General features: G+C 72.9%; 13 protein-coding genes and 1 pseudogene. 4 read left to right on the top strand and 10 right to left on the bottom strand.

The features are described 5' to 3' along the window. Positions 1–165: 165 nt before the first annotated feature. Complete coding sequence (locus ACZ6B1_RS06935) at positions 166–810, bottom strand: dihydrofolate reductase family protein (RefSeq protein WP_468775655.1); 645 nt, start codon at positions 808–810, stop codon at positions 166–168. Positions 811–1,175: 365 nt separating this feature from the next. Here ACZ6B1_RS06935 and ACZ6B1_RS06930 point away from each other — a divergent pair, with 365 nt between their 5' ends. Beyond that, the gene (locus ACZ6B1_RS06930) at positions 1,176–3,011 is read left to right on the top strand and encodes a glycoside hydrolase family 3 protein (RefSeq protein WP_468775654.1); all 1,836 of its coding nucleotides are present in this window, start codon (positions 1,176–1,178) and stop codon (positions 3,009–3,011) included. Positions 3,012–3,170: 159 nt separating this feature from the next. Here ACZ6B1_RS06930 and ACZ6B1_RS06925 read toward each other — a convergent pair whose 3' ends face one another. From ACZ6B1_RS06925 to ACZ6B1_RS06910, 4 genes and pseudogenes are all read right to left on the bottom strand, one after another. Beyond that, positions 3,171–4,418, bottom strand: coding sequence for an MFS transporter (locus tag ACZ6B1_RS06925; RefSeq protein ID WP_468775652.1), 1,248 nt, complete (start codon positions 4,416–4,418; stop codon positions 3,171–3,173). A 229-nt stretch (positions 4,419–4,647) separates the two neighbouring features. After that, the gene (locus tag ACZ6B1_RS06920; RefSeq protein WP_468775650.1) at positions 4,648–5,448 is read right to left on the bottom strand and encodes a sugar phosphate isomerase/epimerase family protein; all 801 of its coding nucleotides are present in this window, start codon (positions 5,446–5,448) and stop codon (positions 4,648–4,650) included. A gap of 16 nt (positions 5,449–5,464) precedes the next feature. Further along, positions 5,465–5,953 (bottom strand): annotated as a pseudogene (locus ACZ6B1_RS06915) (GNAT family N-acetyltransferase); the annotation flags it as partial. A 249-nt stretch (positions 5,954–6,202) separates the two neighbouring features. Next, positions 6,203–7,252 carry a LacI family DNA-binding transcriptional regulator gene (locus ACZ6B1_RS06910; RefSeq protein ID WP_468775648.1) on the bottom strand — a complete coding sequence of 350 codons (1,050 nt, stop codon included), beginning with the start codon at positions 7,250–7,252 and terminating at the stop codon, positions 6,203–6,205. 274 nt (positions 7,253–7,526) lie between these two features. On the opposite strand from ACZ6B1_RS06910, the gene ACZ6B1_RS06905 reads away from it, so the two are divergent. The 3 genes from ACZ6B1_RS06905 to ACZ6B1_RS06895 are packed head-to-tail and all read left to right on the top strand — an operon-like array spanning position 7,527 to position 10,689. Beyond that, complete coding sequence (locus ACZ6B1_RS06905; RefSeq protein WP_468775646.1) at positions 7,527–8,678, top strand: Gfo/Idh/MocA family protein; 1,152 nt, start codon at positions 7,527–7,529, stop codon at positions 8,676–8,678. Continuing rightward, positions 8,675–9,826 carry a dihydrodipicolinate synthase family protein gene (locus ACZ6B1_RS06900; protein ID WP_468775644.1) on the top strand — a complete coding sequence of 384 codons (1,152 nt, stop codon included), beginning with the start codon at positions 8,675–8,677 and terminating at the stop codon, positions 9,824–9,826. Before ACZ6B1_RS06905 ends, ACZ6B1_RS06900 begins: the two co-directional genes overlap by 4 nt. Further along, complete coding sequence (locus ACZ6B1_RS06895; protein ID WP_468775642.1) at positions 9,823–10,689, top strand: sugar phosphate isomerase/epimerase family protein; 867 nt, start codon at positions 9,823–9,825, stop codon at positions 10,687–10,689. Before ACZ6B1_RS06900 ends, ACZ6B1_RS06895 begins: the two co-directional genes overlap by 4 nt. 200 nt (positions 10,690–10,889) lie before the next feature. On the opposite strand, the gene rbsD is transcribed toward ACZ6B1_RS06895, so the two are convergent. From rbsD to ACZ6B1_RS06870, 5 genes are all read right to left on the bottom strand, one after another. After that, positions 10,890–11,279, bottom strand: coding sequence for a D-ribose pyranase (gene rbsD, locus ACZ6B1_RS06890; protein ID WP_366910720.1), 390 nt, complete (start codon positions 11,277–11,279; stop codon positions 10,890–10,892). Then, positions 11,276–12,199, bottom strand: coding sequence for a ribokinase (locus tag ACZ6B1_RS06885; RefSeq protein ID WP_468775639.1), 924 nt, complete (start codon positions 12,197–12,199; stop codon positions 11,276–11,278). The genes rbsD and ACZ6B1_RS06885 overlap by 4 nt, the downstream gene beginning before the upstream one ends. A gap of 67 nt (positions 12,200–12,266) precedes the next feature. Next, on the bottom strand, positions 12,267–14,216 hold the full coding sequence (locus ACZ6B1_RS06880; protein ID WP_468775637.1) for an ABC transporter permease/substrate-binding protein: 1,950 nt from the start codon (positions 14,214–14,216) through the stop codon (positions 12,267–12,269). Then, the gene (locus ACZ6B1_RS06875; RefSeq protein WP_468775635.1) at positions 14,206–15,726 is read right to left on the bottom strand and encodes a sugar ABC transporter ATP-binding protein; all 1,521 of its coding nucleotides are present in this window, start codon (positions 15,724–15,726) and stop codon (positions 14,206–14,208) included. The genes ACZ6B1_RS06880 and ACZ6B1_RS06875 overlap by 11 nt, the downstream gene beginning before the upstream one ends. Then, positions 15,723–16,751 (bottom strand): LacI family DNA-binding transcriptional regulator, encoded by a 1,029-nt coding sequence (locus ACZ6B1_RS06870; RefSeq protein ID WP_468775633.1) that lies wholly within the window; start codon positions 16,749–16,751, stop codon positions 15,723–15,725. Before ACZ6B1_RS06870 ends, ACZ6B1_RS06875 begins: the two co-directional genes overlap by 4 nt. Positions 16,752–16,791: the final 40 nt, after the last annotated feature.

The following is a 16,791-nucleotide window of genomic DNA, read 5'->3' as shown; positions in this document are numbered from 1 at the left end:
CTTTCCGCGGCGGGGCCTTTCCCCCAACAAGACGAGGGGGGGGGCGGGAGGGAGGTAGAGCCCCCCCCCTTTCTGCCTCTTCCACCCCTATACCCCCCCCCCCCCCCCGGGGGGGCCCCCCACCGCCGGGGCGCCGGGACGGATCGTGTCCGGCGCCCCGGCGTGTCACCTCCGCCAGAACAGGTGGTGCGTCACACCGCTCGGGCTGGGCACGACCTCGAGGTGGAAGCGGTCGAGCAGCTCGTCCGGCGACTCCCAGAGCCGGAGCCCGGACCCGAACTTCACCGGCGAGACCGCCACGTGCAGGGTGTCCACCAGGTCGGCGTCCAGGAACTGCCGGACGGTGGTGACCCCGCCGCCGAGCCGGACGTCCCCGCCCCGGGCCGCCTCGCGCGCCTGCTCCAGGACCGTCGCCGGATCGCCGTCGACGAAGTGGAACGTGGTGTCCGAGAGCGTGAACGAGGGACGCGGGTGGTGGGTCATGACGAACACCGGGGTGCGGAACGGCGGTTCGTCGCCCCACCAGCCGCGCCACTCGTGGTCGTGCCAGGGCCCGCGCTGCGGTCCGAACTTGTTGCGGCCCATGATCTCCGCCCCGATGCCGTGGGCGAAGTCCCGCGTGAAGTAGTCGTCGAGCCCCCGGCTGCCCCCGGGGTCGGTGCGATTGGGCCAGCTCGCCGTCGCGCCGGCCCAGCTGAAGAGCCTCTCGGCGCCGGCTAGGCCGAACGGCTGCTCGAAACTCTGGGCCTCGCCGGCGGCGATCCCGTCACTGGACACATTGAAGTTCTGCACCCTCAGCAGTTGAGCCATGGTTCCTCCCGCGTCATCGGCAACTGTGGTGCAGACTCCCCGGGCCGGAGGAACTCACCGGTGCGGCGGGCGTGGAAACTCACCCGTGCGGTCCTTTGCCCGAACGGAACCCGCCGCCGGCGGCGGCCGTCCAACGCTCAGGCGCCGGACGAAGTCCGCGGTGCGGCTGGCCCCGGACGCGAGGCCGGCGCACCCTCTCCGCCGCACCGGGCCGGGCGGCCGCCGCCGCCGGCGCGCCCCCTCCCGAGCGCCGGCGGCGGCCTCACCCCGGCTTCCTGTGCGCTCCCTTGACGGAAAGAAACTTCCCGGATATTGGTGGCACCTTGGAAGTTTCCTTCAGCGGTTGTCCTCCGGAAGGAGCACGCGTGCACGACAGCAGCACGGGAAGCACGGGAAACACCCCGCGGCCGTCCAGACGGACCGTTCTCGCCGCCACCGCGGGCATCACGGCCGCGCTGACCGTACCGGCCACCGCCCACGCCGCCGCCTCCGGCGACACCAGGCTGCGCACCCTCATCTCCCGCATGTCGCTGGAGGAGAAGGTCGGCCAGCTCTTCGTGATGCGGGTCTACGGCCACTCCGCCACCGCCCCCGACCAGGCCGACATCGACGCCAACCTCGCGGAGATCGGGGTCCGCACGGCCGCCGAGCTGATCGCGAAGTACCGGGTCGGCGGCATCATCTACTTCACCTGGGCCCACAACACCCGGGACCCGCACCAGATCGCCGACCTGTCCAACGGCATCCAGAAGGCCTCCCTCGAGCAGCCCCGCGGCCTGCCGGTGCTCATCGCCACCGACCAGGAGCACGGCATCGTCTGCCGGGTGGGCGATCCGGCCACGCTGTTCCCGGGTGCGATGGCGATCGGCGCGGGCGGCCGTCCCGCCGACGCCCACACCCTCGGCCGCGTCTCCGGCGCCGAGCTGCGCGCGATGGGCATCAACCAGGACTACAGCCCCGACGCCGACGTGAACGTCAACCCGGCCAACCCGGTCATCGGCGTGCGGTCCTTCGGGGCCGACCCGGAGGCGGCGGCCCGGCTGGTGGCCGCAGAGGTGAAGGGCTATCAGGCCTCCCGGGTCGCGGCGACCGCCAAGCACTTCCCCGGTCACGGGGACACCGCCGTCGACAGCCACACCGGCTTCCCGGTCATCACGCACAGCCGGGAGCTGTGGGAGCGGCTGGACGCGGTGCCCTTCCGGGCGGCGATCGCGGCGGGCATCGACTCGATCATGACCGCGCACCTGCAGTTCCCGGCCCTCGACGACGCCGGCGATCCGGCCACCCTCTCCCACCCCATCCTCACCGGCATCCTGCGCGGCGAACTCGGCTACGACGGCGTCGTGGTCACCGACTCGCTCGGCATGGAAGGCGTGCGCACCAAGTACGGCGACGACCGGGTGCCGGTGCTCGCCCTGAAGGCCGGTGTCGACCAGCTCCTCAACCCGCCGTCGCTGGACGTGGCATGGCACGCGGTGCTCAAGGCCGTCCAGGACGGCGAGCTGACCGAGGCCCGGCTGGACGAATCGATCCTGCGCATCCTGCGGCTGAAGGCCCGGCTCGGACTCCTCGACCGGCCGCCCTACGTCACCGGGGCCGGTGTCGACCGCACGGTGGGCACCAAGGCCCATCTGGCCGCCGCCGACCGGATCGCCGAGCGCACCACGACCCTGCTCGTCAACGAGGACCGCGTCCTCCCGCTCGACCGCCGGGACCGGCCCAGGGTCCTCGTCGTCGGCGCCGACCCGGCCTCCCCGTCCGGCACCACCGGCCCGCCCACCACGGTCCTGGCGGCCGCCCTCACCGAACTCGGCTTCACCGCCACCGCCCTGTCCACCGGCACCACGCCCTCCGCTACCACCATCGGCAAGGCGGTGACGGCCGCGCGGGACGCCGACGCGGTGGTCGTGGCCACGTACAACGTGACGGCGGGCAGCAGCCAGCGGACCCTGGTGGAGCAGTTGCTCGCCACCGGGAAACCGGTGGTGGCCGTCGCCGTCCGGAACCCCTACGACGTCGCCCAGCTCCCCGCCGTCAAGGGATTCCTGGCGACCTACTCCTGGACCGACGTCGAACTGCGCGCCGCCGCACGGGTGATCGCCGGCCGGGTGGCACCGCACGGCAGGCTTCCGGTGCCGGTCCAGCGGGCGGACGATCCGGCGCGGGTGCTGTACCCGCTGGGGTACGGGCTGACGTACTGACGTACACCGATTACCGGACGCGAACGCCCGTGAAGGGCGGAAAGCACCCCGCGTGTCCGGCGTGGCCCGAGTCCTGGGGCCACGCCGGACGGGGGCGTCCCGGGGCGTCCGGGCGAGCGGGCCGTCCCCGGACGGCGCAGGGAAGCCGCCGAACCGCTCTCAGGGCGTCTCCGGAACGGTGAGTTCCGCAGCCCCTTCCCGCAGTTCGGGAGTCGCCGCCGCGACCGCCGCCACCGCGAGAACGCACATCAGGCCGCCGCTGACCAGTGCCGTCGCCCCGGAACTGAAGCCCGCGAGGATACCGCCGCGCACATTGCCGAGGCTGGGGCCCGCCTGGCCGACGATCTGCTCGGCCGCCGTGACCCGGCCGAGCAGCGCGTCCGGGGTGCGGGTCTGCACGATCGTGGAGCGGGAGACGACCGCGGTGGCGTCCGCCGCCCCCGCGAGGACGAGCAGGGCGAGACCGGCCCAGGGACTGGTCGACAGCCCGAACAGGACCAGCGCCGCGCCCCAGGTGCCGGAGGCGCACAGCATCACCGCGCCCGGCCTGCCGAGCCGGGTCAGCGAGCCGGACAGGGCCGTCGCCGTGACGCCGCCCACCGCCAGGGCCGACAGGAACAGGCCGAGGGTGCGCGGGTCGTCGCCGAACCGCTCGGCGTTGACCAGCGGGAACAGGCTGACCGGGAAGGACAGTACGGTGGCCGCCAGGTCCGTGATCAGCGCGCCCCGCACCACCCGGTGCCCGGCCAGGAACCGCAGCCCGTCCAGCACCCCGTGCACCCCCGCCCGCGACGGCTCGCCCTCCGGCGGCAGCGCCGGCAGCCCGAAGGCCCCGTAGAAGGCGAGCCCGAAGCTGAGCGCGTCCAGCAGGTAGCAGGCGCCGATGCCCAGCCGGCCCAGCAGCACACCGGCCAGGGCGGGGCCGAGCAGCATCATCGTCTGGCCGGTGACGAGGTTCAGGGCCAGACCGGCGGGCACCTGCTCCTGCGGCAGCAGCCGGGGGACGAACACCCCGGCCGCCGGGGCGCCGAGCGCGCCGAACGACGACTGCACGGCGACCAGCGCGAGGACCGCCACCACCGGCACGTGCCCGGTGAACCCCTGCACGGCCAGCAGCAGCGAGCAGGCGGCCTGGCCCACGGTGGCCGCCAGATAGATCCGGCGCCGGTCGGCCCGGTCCACCCAGGCACCCGCGAACAGCCCGAACACCACCAGCGGCAACGCCTGCGCCAGCCCGACCGCGCCGGTCCACGCCGTGCTGCGGGTCATGTCCCACACCTGGTACATGACCGTCACCATGGTCATGAACCCGCCCAGCACGGACACGGTCCGGCCGATCAGCAAGCGCCGGAAGACGGGCGAGGTGCGCAGCGGCGTCACATCGATGAGCGAGCGGCGGAGTCTCATGAGAGCGGACGGGAACGCGAGGGCTGCACAATCACCGGGGGAGGCTAACCGCCCCCCGCGGCCCCGGCCAGCGATTTTCCCGTGCCCCACGCCGCCGGCCGGGACTGCCTCGCCGGGCAGGCGTACGAGGGGGTCGTGGCCCACGCCTGACCGCCCGGCGCAGGGTGCTCGCCCCCGAGGGGGGCGGTGAGACGACTGCGCCGGGCGGCCATGGACGGTTTCGGTCCGGCTAGGCCGCCTCGCCGAGCAGGCGTACGAGGTGGTCGCGGCCGGCGGTCAGCAGGTCGGGGAGCGGTGTGGCGGACTCGTGCCAGCGCTTCTCGTACTCCCAGCACAGCCAGCCGTCCCAGCCGTTGCGGCACAGGACGTCCACGCACTCGGTGAGCGGCAGGACACCCGCACCGAGCGGCAGCGGGGTGCTGTCCTCGGCCGAGGCGATGTCCTTGACCTGGACGTAGCCGAGGTGCGGGGCGAGTGCCGCGTAGCTGTCGGCGGGCTGCTCGCCGCCCAGCCAGGTGTGCATCACGTCCCACAGCGCGCCCACCTGCCGGTGCCCGACGGGGCCCAGCACACGGATCACGTCGGCGCCGGTGCGGTGCGAGTCGTGGGTCTCCAGCAGGATCCGGACGCCGAGCGCGGCGGCGTCCTCCGCGGCGGCGCCGAGCCGCCGGGCGGCGAGGGCGTCGGACTCCTCGCGGGGCCGGTCAGGGTCGGCGCCGGGGAGGACCCGGACGAACGGGGCCCCCAGATCGTGGGCGAGTTGCAGGAGCAGTCGGATGTCGTCGAGGACGGGGGCGTCGTCGCCGGGGGCGGCGACGCGTGTGTATCCGGCCAGGCCGAGCAGTTCGATTCCGGCCGCTTTGAACAGCGCGGCCGTCTCCGCCCGCTCGGCGGGGGACAGACCCGGGTGCACGGGCTCCTCGGGATGGGCGCGCAGTTCCACACCGTGGTAACCGTGCGCGGTCGCGAGCGCCAGGACATCGGGGACGGGCAGGCCGGGGACACCGAGAGTGGAGAACGCCAGCTTCATGCTCGGACCCTACTCGTCAGGTGCCCGATCCGTGGAGATCCAACCGCCAGTCCTGGCCGACCAGATCCTTGCCGAAGGAACGGTGCGGCTTCTCGGCGACGAGCACGAAGCCGTGCCGCTGGTAGAGACGCCGGGCCCCGCTGAGCACGTCGTTGGTCCACAGCACCAGGTCCTCGTAGCCGGCCTCCCGAGCGAAGCCGACGACGGCGCGCACCAGCCGGTCGCCGATCCCGTGTCCGCGCGCCGAGGGCTCGACGAGCAGCAGCCGCAGCCGCGCGGTGCCGGGCGCCGAATCCCGCACGCACATCACGCACCCCACGGGCCGGCCGTCCAGCTCGGCGATCCACACCCGCTCGAGAAGCGGGTCGTGATCCTCGGCGAAGTCGGCGACGATCCGCGCCACCAGCCCCTCGTACTCCGCGTTCCAGCCGTACTCGGCCGCGTACAGAGCCCCGTTGCGCTGCACGATCCAGCCGAGATCACCAGCCAGCGGCGCACGCAGCACGCCCCCGACTTCGTCAGAAGCACCCGAACCCACGACACCGAGCTTAGGCCCCCCAATCCAACGCCGCCGAGCCATAGAGGGGCGCGGGGAACTGCGCGACCAACCCCCCACAGACCCGCACCCGCCCAGCACCCAAGCCCCCGAGCTATTGGGCGCCCATGAGACACCGGCACCCCATCAGGGGCGCGGGGAACTGCGCGAACACCCCCCACCAACCCGCACCCGCCCGAGCACCGCCCCCCCGACCGACTAGGCGCCCCGCGGAACCCCGGAGGACCCCCGCACCATCAATTCCCCCCGCACCGACGCGATCCCCCCGGGCGGAGCCTCCTCGCGGCCCATGGCGATGCGGCCGGCCCGGGCTCCCGCCTCCGCCAGCGGCAACCGCACCGTCGTCAGCGACGGCACCGCGTCGATGCTGAACGGCAGGTCGTCGAAGCCGGCCACCGAGACGTCCTCGGGGACGCGCAGCCCGGACTCCCGCAGCGCGGCACACGCGCCCAGCGCGACGGAGTCGTTCGCGGCGACGATCGCCGTCAGGGACGGGTCCCGGCGCAGCAGTTCCAGCGTGGCCTCGTGACCGGACCGGCGGTCGTAACGGCCGTACACCGTCCATCGCGGGTCCTCCTCGATACCGGCCGCCTCGAGTGCCGCGCGGTGACCCTCCAGCCGGTGCCGGGTGGTGGTGCGCTCCTCGGGGCCGGCGATGTAGCCGAGCCGCCGGTGGCCGAGGCCGATGAGGTGGTCCGTCAGGGCTCGGGCGCCACCGCGGTTGTCGAAGGTCAGCGCGATGGCCTCGGTGTCCGGCGCGGGCGGCCGCCCGCACAGCACCACCCGGGTCCCGGCCTCGGCCAGCTTGCGCAGCTTGGCCGAGACCGCCGCCGCGTGCGGCTCGCTCTCCACGGCCCCGCCGGTCAGCACCACCGCCGCGGCCCGCTGCCGTTGCAGCAGGGTGAGGTACGTCAGCTCCCGTTCCGGCGAGCCGCCGGTGTTGCACACGACCGCCAGCCGCTCACCGCCCGCCCGGCCGCCCGGCCCCCCGATCTCGGCCTGTATCGCGCTCGCCATGATCCCGAAGAACGGGTCCGCGATGTCGTTGACGAGGATGCCCACGAGGTCGGAGGTGGCCGCCGCGAGCGCGCTGGCCGGGCCGTTGAGGACGTAGTCCAGCTCGTCGACCGCCCGCAGCACCCGCTCCCGGGTGGACGCGGCCACCGGGTAGTTGCCGTTCAGCACGCGCGAAACCGTCGCGGGGGAGACCTGTGCGCGGGCCGCCACGTCCGCCAGGGTCACCGTCATCTCGTCGTCCTCCGGTCGCGCGGTCGCGCCTTGGTGCTCGTACGTCCTCGTAGACAGGCCGGGCACGGTCACGGTTCCGTGCGTGCCGAGCAGACCATAAGGCCAACCAGGCAGTTTGTTCGCCCCCTCGAACGACTCGAAGAGGACACGGTCTTGTCCGGACCACTGGGCAGAGGCTAGCTTCTCATCGTAGAAAGCGCTTGCTGCTCCTGTTGATCATCACGACGCCGGCGCCGCCGACCAAGGCCTTCCCGGCGTTACGAAGGGGACTCACGTGACACGCAAGACGGTGCGTATCGCCATGAACGGCGTGACCGGACGCATGGGCTACCGCCAGCACCTCGTCCGGTCGATCCTCGCTCTGCGCGAGCAGGGCGGCCTCGACCTCGGCGACGGCACCGTGCTGTTGCCCGAGCCGATCCTGCTCGGCCGCCGCGAGCACGCCCTCCGGGAGATCGCCGGCCGGCACGGCCTGGAGCACGTCTCCACCGACCTGGACGCGGTGCTCGCCGACCCGGACGTCGACATCTACTTCGACTCCCAGGTCACCTCCGCCCGCGAGGACGCCCTCAGGAAGGCGATCGCGGCGGGCAAGCACGTCTACACCGAGAAGCCCACCGCCACCGGCCTCGACGGCGCCCTCGAACTCGCCCGGCTGGCCCGGGAGAAGGGCGTCAGGCACGGCGTCGTCCAGGACAAGCTCTTCCTGCCGGGCCTGCTCAAGCTGAAGCGGCTCGTCGAAGGCGGCTTCTTCGGCCGGATCCTGTCCGTGCGGGGCGAGTTCGGCTACTGGGTCTTCGAGGGCGACTGGCAGGAGGCCCAGCGCCCCTCCTGGAACTACCGCGCCGAGGACGGCGGCGGCATCGTCGTCGACATGTTCCCGCACTGGGAGTACGTCCTGCACGAGCTGTTCGGCCGCGTGACCTCCGTGCAGGCCCTGGCCACCACGCACGTCCCACAGCGCTGGGACGAGAACGGCAAGCCCTACGACGCCACGGCGGACGACGCCGCGTACGGCGTCTTCGAGCTCGAGGGCGGCGCGATCGCCCAGATCAACTCCTCCTGGGCGGTGCGCGTCAACCGCGACGAACTGGTCGAGTTCCAGGTCGACGGCACCGAGGGCTCCGCGGTCGCCGGTCTGCGCAGGTGCCGCGTCCAGCACCGCTCGGCCACCCCCAAGCCGGTCTGGAACCCGGACATCCCCGCCACCGAGGTCTTCCGCGACCAGTGGCAGGAGGTGCCGGACAACGAGGAGTTCGGCAACGGCTTCAAGGCCCAGTGGGAGCTGTTCCTCAAGCACGTGCACGCCGGCACCCCGTACCACTGGGACCTGCTGGCCGGCGCCCGTGGCGTCCAGCTCGCCGAGCTGGGCCTGAGGTCCTCGGCCGAGGGCCGCCGCCTCGAGGTCCCGGAGATCTCGCTGTGACCATCCGACTCCCGGACGCGGACGGGGGCCTGCGGACGTACGAGCCCAGGGCCGAACCGCTCGCCGTCACTCCCGGCACCCCCCTCACCTCCCGCACGGTCTTCTCGGCCGCGCACGTCGTGGCCGACCCGCTCGCCGACAGCACGCCCGACTCGCCCGCCGCCGTCGACTGGGACGCCACCCTCGCCTTCCGCCGCCACCTGTGGTCCCACGGGCTCGGTGTCGCCGAGGCGATGGACACCGCCCAGCGCGGCATGGGCCTGGACTGGGCGGGCGCGGCCGAGCTGATCCGCCGCTCGGCGGCGGAGGCCCGGGCGGTGGGCGGCCGTATCGCCTGCGGCGTCGGCACCGACCAGATCACCGGCGGCACCCTCGCCGGCATCCGCGCGGCCTACGAGGAGCAGCTGGCGGTCGTCGAGGAGGCGGGCGCGCAGGCCGTCCTGATGGCGTCCAGGGCGCTCGCGTCCGCCGCGCGCGGCCCCGAGGACTACCTGGAGACCTACGGCCACCTGCTGCGCCAGGCCACCGAGCCGGTGGTCCTGCACTGGCTCGGCCCGATGTTCGACCCGGCGCTGGAGGGCTACTGGGGCTCGTCCGACCTGGGCGTGGCCACCGAGACCTTCCTGGAGGTCATCGCCGCCCACCCCGGCAAGGTCGACGGCATCAAGGTCTCCCTCCTGGACGCCGGGCGCGAGGTCGACCTGCGCCGCCGGCTCCCGCGGGGCGTCCGCTGCTACACCGGCGACGACTTCAACTACCCCGAGCTGATCGCGGGCGACGAGCAGGGCTTCAGCCATGCCCTGCTCGGCGTCTTCGACCCGCTCGGCCCGCTGGCCGCCGAGGCGGTGCGCGTGCTCGACACGGGTGACACGGCCGGCTTCCGCGCCCTGCTCGATCCGACCGTGGCCCTGTCCCGTCACCTCTTCCAGGCCCCGACCCGCTTCTACAAGACCGGAGTCGTGTTTTTGGCCTGGCTGGCCGGCCACCAGAGCCACTTCACGATGGTCGGCGGCCTGCAGTCGGCCCGCTCCCTGCCGCACTTCGCCCGCGCCTACGAACTCGCCGACGGTCTGGGCCTGTTCCCCGACCCGAAGCAGGCCGAGGAGCGCATGAGAAACCTGCTGTCGCTGTACGGGGTGAACGCATGAGAACCGATCCCGCGCACACCGATCCCACTCGCACCGGCCTTGCGCGCTTCTCCATCAACCAGATGACGGTCAGGCAGCTCGCCCTGCCCGAACTGGTCGACGCCTGCGTCAAGTTGGGCGTCCCGGGCGTGGGCCTGTGGCGCGAACCCGTCCAGTCGTACGGTGTGGAGGAGACCGCCAAGCTGGTCCGGGACGCGGGTCTGACGGTCACGACCCTGTGCCGGGGCGGCTTCCTCACGGCGACCGGTCCCACGGAGCGGGCGGCGGCCCTGGCCGACAACCGCCGCGCGATCGACGAGGCCGCCACCCTCGGCACGGACACCCTGGTCCTCGTCTCCGGCGGTCTGCCGTCCGGCTCGAAGGATTTGCGGGCGGCCCGCGAGCGCATCGCGGACGCCCTCGCCGAACTCGGGCCGTACGCCGAGGAGCACGGCGTACGCCTCGCCGTCGAACCGCTGCACCCCATGTACGCGTCCGACCGCTGCGTGGTCTCCACCCTCGCCCAGGCGCTGGACCTCGCCGAGCGCTTCCCCGCGCACCAGGTGGGCGTGACCGTGGACACCTACCACCTGTGGTGGGACGACCGGGCCCCCGAACAGATCGCCCGAGCGGGCGCGGGCGGCCGTATCCACACCTTCCAGCTCGCCGACTGGACCACTCCGCTTCCCGAGGGCGTCCTCAACGGCCGCGGGCAGATCGGCGACGGCGCGATCGACATGAGGGAGTGGAAGGGGTACGTGGAGGCGGCCGGCTACACCGGACCCATCGAGGTCGAGCTGTTCAACGAGGCACTGTGGGCCCGCGACGGCCGTGAGGTGCTGGCCGAGACGGCGGAGCGGTTCGTCGCCCATGTGATCCGGTAAAGAAATTCCGGATCCCGTACAACCCTCCTTCCGCATCCCGTGTCGAACCCTTCGTCCGGAACTTCTGGGGAGGGACCCGGGGGGGATCAAGGGGTTCCGGCACGGAGGGGAAAGCCGAGGGGGTGCGCCCGGTCGACGGACCGGGCGCACCCCCTCGAAATCTCCGGGCGCCGCAGCCCGAGGCTCCCGAACCCGGGGTTCTAGAAGAACACCCCGCACCGCAGCAGCACGTTCGCGTACGGCCGTGCCTCCCCGGTGCGCACCACCAGCCGTGCCCCCGCCGACAACTCCTTCAGCCGCTCGTGCGGCACCAGCGCCAGCTCCGGGAAGTGGCCGTCCAGCAGCGCGCCCGCCGCCGGATTGGCGTCCCGGACCTCCTCGGCGGCCGTGGCCCCCTCCACCACCAGCTCGGCCAGCAGCCCGTCCAGGACCTCCGCGAACGAGGGCACCCCCGCGCGGAAGGCGAGATCCACCACGCGCGGTCCGTCCGGTATCGGCATGCCCGCGTCGCACACCAGCACCCCGTCGCCGTGCCCCAGCGCGGCCAGCGCACCGGCCAGATGACGATTGAGGATCCCCGCCCTCTTCACCGGTCACCGCCCCGCTCACCGAGTGCCTCGGCCTCCGCCGCCGTCGGGTACGACTCCTGCGCGCCGCGCCGCGTCACCGCCGCCGCGCCCACCAGTGCCGCGTAGGCCGCGGCCGCCGGCAGCGCGGCACCCGACCCCAGCTTCCAGGCCAGGGCCGCCGTGAAGGCGTCGCCCGCGCCGGTGGTGTCCACCGCGTCCACCCGGACCGACGGCACCCGGGTCACACCGGAGGAGTCGCACACCAGCGCCCCGGCCGCGCCGAGCGTCACCACCACCGAGCGCGGGCCCCGGGCCAGCAGCAGGGGCGCCCAGTCGGCCGGTTTACCGCGCGCGCCGTCCTCGCCGAGGAGCACCCGGGCCTCGTGCTCGTTGACGATCAGCGGATCGCAGGCCGCCAGCACCTCCGCCGGCAGCTCGCGCGGCGGGGACGGGTTCAGCACGAACCGGCTGCCGTCCGCCAGGTTCCGCACGACCTCCACGACCGTCTCCAGCGGGATCTCCAGCTGTGCCGACACCACCCGCGAGGCGCGCAGCAGACCGGCGGCCTCACGCACGTCCGCCGGGGTGAGCCGGGCGTTGGCGCCGGGCGACACCACGATGCTGTTGTCTCCGGAAGGGTCGACGGTGATCAGCGCGACACCGGTCGGCGCCCCGCCCACCAGCACTCCCGCCGTGTCCACCCCGTCCGCCCGCTGCGCGTCCAGCAGCAGCCGGCCGTGGGCGTCGTCGCCGACCCGGGCCAGCAGGGCCGTTCGCGCGCCGAGCCGGGCGGCCGCGACCGCCTGGTTGCCGCCCTTGCCGCCCGGATGGACGGCCAGGTCGCCGCCCAGCACGGTCTCGCCGGCGGCCGGCCGCCGCTCGACCCCGATCACCAGGTCGGCGTTGGCCGAACCCACGACCAGGAGGTCGTAGTCGTACATGGAATTGACTCCCCTGAGAGATGACCCGGGCGGGCGGTCCCGAGGACCGCCCGCCCGCTCGCCGATGTCAGCCGGTGAACCCGGCCACGTTCTCCTTCGTGACCACCTTCACCGGCACCTTGACGGCCGCCCCGACCTTCCTGCCCTGGACCGCCTTCAGCGCGTTGTCGACGGCGATCCGGCCGAGCTGGCTGGGCTGCTGCGCCACGGACGCGTACAGGGTGCCGCCCTCGACCGCCTTCAGCCCGTCCGGGGTGCCGTCGAAGCCGACCACCTGGACCGACCGGCCGGCCTTGGCGCCCAGCGCCTTGATCGCGCCGAGGGCCATCTCGTCGTTGGCGGCGATGACGCCCTGCACGTCGGGGTGGGCCTGCAGCAGGTTGGACATCACGTCCAGCCCCTTGGTGCGGTCGAAGTCGGCCGGCTGCTGGGCCAGGACCTGGATGCCCGGGTAGGACTTCAGTCCCTTGGCGAAGCCCGCCGCCCGCTCACGGGCGGCGGAGGTGCCCGCCTGGCCCTGGAGAACGACGATCTTCCCCTTGCCGCCGAGCTTCTCGGCGACCGTCTTCGCGGCCAGTTCGCCGCCGGCCACGTTGTCCGAGGCCACCAGCGCGTTCACGGTCGCCTTGTTGACCCCGCGGTCGACGGCGATGACCGGGATCCCGGCCTTGCCGGCGGCCTTCACGGAGTTGCCGGCCGCGTCCGAGTCCACCGGGTTGACGATGATCGCGCCGAGGTTCGAACTGGTGAAGTTCTGGAGCTGGTTGGCCTGCTGGGAGGCGTCGTTCTGGGCGTCCGTGACCGTGAGGTCCACGCCCAGCTTCTTCGCCTCGGCCTGGGCACCCGCCCGGATCTGCACGAAGAAGGGGTTGTTGAGGGTGGACAGGGACAGGCCCATCTTCGGGTTCGAGGACGAGGAGGAGCCGTTGTGCAGGAAGGAGGTCGCGCCGACGATCGCCACGGTGACGACCGCCGCGAGCGCGTACGTCCCGGCCTGCCTGCCCGAACCGCCCGGAGAGGCACCGGCCGCCGCCGGGGCCGCCCCCGCCTTGCGGCGCAGCGTGTCGAAGAGGACGGCCAGCGCGATCACGACACCGATGACGACCTGCTGCCAGAACGCCGAGACGTTCAGCAGGTTCAGGCCGTTGCGCAGCACCGCCAGGATCAGCGCGCCGATCAGCGTGCCGGACGCCTTGCCGGTGCCGCCCGCGAGCGAGGCGCCGCCGATCACGACCGCGGCGATCGCGTCCAGCTCGTAGCCGTCGGCTGCCTGGGGCTGCGCGGAGGACAGCCGGGAGGCGAGCACGACACCCGCGACGGCGGCGAACACGCCGGACAGGGCGTAGATGGCGAGCTTCTGCTTCTTCACCCGCAGGCCGGACAGCCGCGCGGCCTCCTCGTTACCGCCGATCGCGTACATCGAGCGGCCGATGTAGGTCCGGCCGAGCACGAGGGCGGCGATCAGGCCCATCACGATCATCACGAGGACCGGCACCGGCAGCCAGCCGCCGAGCGTGTCCCCGAGGTGCGAGACGGAGTCGGGGAAGGGGATCGGGGATCCCCCGGAGATCACCAGCGACAGACCGCGGGCCACCGAGAGCATGGCGAGCGTCGCGATGAACGGCGGGAGCTTGCCGTACGCGATGAGGAAGCCGTTGACGAGGCCGGCCGCGATGCCGGTCACGAGGGCCAGCAGCACCGCCACGACGACCGGTACGCCGTGCGAGGTGGCGGTCCAGGCGAGGACGGTGGCCGACAGGGCCGCCACCGAGCCGACCGACAGGTCGATGCCCGCCGAGACGATGACGAAGGTGACTCCGAAGGCGAGGACGGCGGTCACGGCCGCCTGGACGCCGACGTTGAGCAGGTTGTCGGTGGTCAGGAAGTCGCCCGACAGCGCCGACATGGCGATGACGAGGACGATCAGCGCGGTCAGCGCGCCGTTCTCCAGGAGCAGACGGCGTACCGCCGTGGCGCCACCGGCGCCCGTCGTGCTCTTGAGCGTGTCAGTGGCCACGAGCGGCCTCCTTGTCGGTCGTGGGGTTGCTGACGGCGAGTGCCATCACGGAGTCCTGGGTGGCCTCGTCGGCGGACAGTTCGCCCGCGATCCGGCCCTGGGCCATCACCAGCACCCGGTCGCTCATGCCGAGCACCTCGGGCAGATCGCTGGAGATCATGAGTACGGCGGCGCCGGCCGCGGTCAGTTCGTTGACGAGCTGGTAGATCTCGACCTTGGCGCCGACGTCGATGCCGCGCGTCGGCTCGTCGAGGATCAGCACCTTGGTGTTCGCCAGCAGCCACTTGCCGATGACGACCTTCTGCTGGTTGCCGCCGGACAGGGTCCGCACGTGCTGGCCGAGCCCGGCCATCCGCACGCCGAGCTGCCCCGCGATCCTCGCGGCGGCCTCGCGCTGGCCCTTGAGGTCGACGAGCCCCGCGCGCGTGGCGGCGCGCATGGTCACCAGGCCGAGGTTCTCCTCGACCGACTGGTCGAGGACCAGCCCCTGGCCCTTGCGGTCCTCCGGGATCAGCCCGACACCGGCCGCCATGGCGGCGTTGACGTCATGACCCTTGAGGGCCGCACCGGCGACCTTCACGGCCCCCTTGTCGTACCGGTCCGCCCCGAACACCGCCCGGACGACCTCGGTACGGCCGGCGCCGACCAGGCCGGCGATGCCGACCACCTCACCGGCGTGCACCTCGAAGCTGATGTCGTGGAAGACGCCGTCCCGGGTCAGGCCCTCCACGCTGAGCAGCGCGCCACCCCGGTCGGCCCGTTCGCGCGGGTACTGCTGCTCGATGGAGCGGCCCACCATGAGCCGGACCAGCTCGGCCTCCGGGGTGGCGGCCGGGACCTGCCCGACGCTCCTGCCGTCCCGGATGACGGTGACCCGGTCGCCGAGGGCGGCGATCTCCTCCAGGTGGTGGGTGATGAAGACGATCCCCACGCCGTCCTCGCGCAGTTGGCGCACGATCCTGAAGAGCTTGTCGACCTCCTCGGAGGTGAGCACGGCGGTCGGCTCGTCCATGATCAGTACACGCGCGTCCAGGCTGAGCGCCTTGGCGATCTCGACCATCTGCAGGCGCGCGATGCCGAGTTCACGCACCCGCGCGCGGGGGGACACGTTCACGCCGACCCGCTTCAGCAGGACCTCGGCTTCCGCCTCCATCCGCTTGCGGTCGATCAGCCCGAACCGGCGCGGCTGCCGGCCGAGGAAGATGTTCTCGGCGACCGTCAGGTCGGGAACGAGGTTGAACTCCTGGTAGATGGTGGCGATCCCGAGGCGTTCGGAGTCCTGCGCACCGTGGATGCGCACCTCCTCGCCGCCTACGAGGATCCGCCCGGCGTCGGGCGTGTAGGCGCCGGAGAGCATCTTGATCAGCGTGCTCTTGCCCGCGCCGTTCTCGCCGAGCAGCACATGCACCTCGCCCCGGCGCAGGGAGAAGTCGACGCCGTCCAGCGCCACCACGCCGGGGAAGGTCTTCCGGATGCCCTCGATGCGCAGCAACTCGTCCTGCTCGCTCACGACTCGCTCCTGTTCGTCACGGGGTTCTCGGCGGGGGGCGCGCCGCACGAGCGGCGCACGACGAGACGGGCGGGGAGGGTGACGGACTCGCCGGGCCGTCCCTCGATGCGGTCCACCAGGGCCCGTACGGCGGCCCGGCCCAGCTCGCCCGTGGGCTGGGCGATCGCGGTGACCGGGGGATCGGTGTGCACGAACCAGCGAATGTCGTCGAACGCGGCGAGCGCGATGTCGTCCGGGACGCGCAGCCCGCGCGCGCGGATCGCGTCCAGGGCGCCGAGCGCCATCAGGTTGTCGGCGGCGAAGACCGCCTGGGGCGGCTCCGGCAGGTCGAGGAAGCCCTCGGTGACCCGCCGGCCGCTCTCGGCCTGGAAGTCACCCTGTCCGGTGTAGGCGTCCGGCAGGTCCAGCCCGTACTCGGCCAGGGCGGCCCGGAAGGCCTCGACGCGCTCGCTGCCGGTGGTGGTGGCCGCGGGCCCGGAGATTATCGCGAGCCGCCGGTGCCCGAGCCCGTACAGGTGCGCGACGAGATCGCGTACGGCGCGCTGCCCGTCGGCCCGCACCACGGGCACCTCGACGCCCGGGATCCATCGGTCGACGAAGACCATCGGCGTCCCCGCGCGCGCGGCGTCCAGCATCAGCGGGGAGCCGCCGTCGGTGGGGGAGACCAGCAGGCCGTCTATGCGCCGGTCCAGCAGGGTACGCACATGGTGGTCCTGGAGATCCGGCCGCTCGTCGGCGTTGCCGATGATCACGCTGTAGCCGAGCGCGCGGGCCTCCTCCTCGACGGAGCGGGCCAGTTCGGTGAAGTACGGGTTCATGACGTCGCTGATGACCAGGCCGAGGGTGCGGGTCTGGTCGGTGCGCAGGGAACGTGCGACGGCGTTGGGACGGTAGCCCAGCGCCTCGACGGCGGCCAGCACGCGCATGCGTGCGTCCGCGCTGACCGACGGGTGCTCGTTCAGGACGCGCGACACCGTGGCGACCGAGACGCCCGCCGCGGCGGCGACGTCCTTGATGCTCGCCATCGCGGGCTCCACCTCCTTGTGGAACTCATGGAATCGATTA

The organism is Streptomyces sp. NPDC041129, from assembly GCF_055592265.1.
The sequence above is the reverse complement of the archived record's forward strand: the minus strand, read 5'-3'. Positions and strand labels throughout refer to the sequence as shown.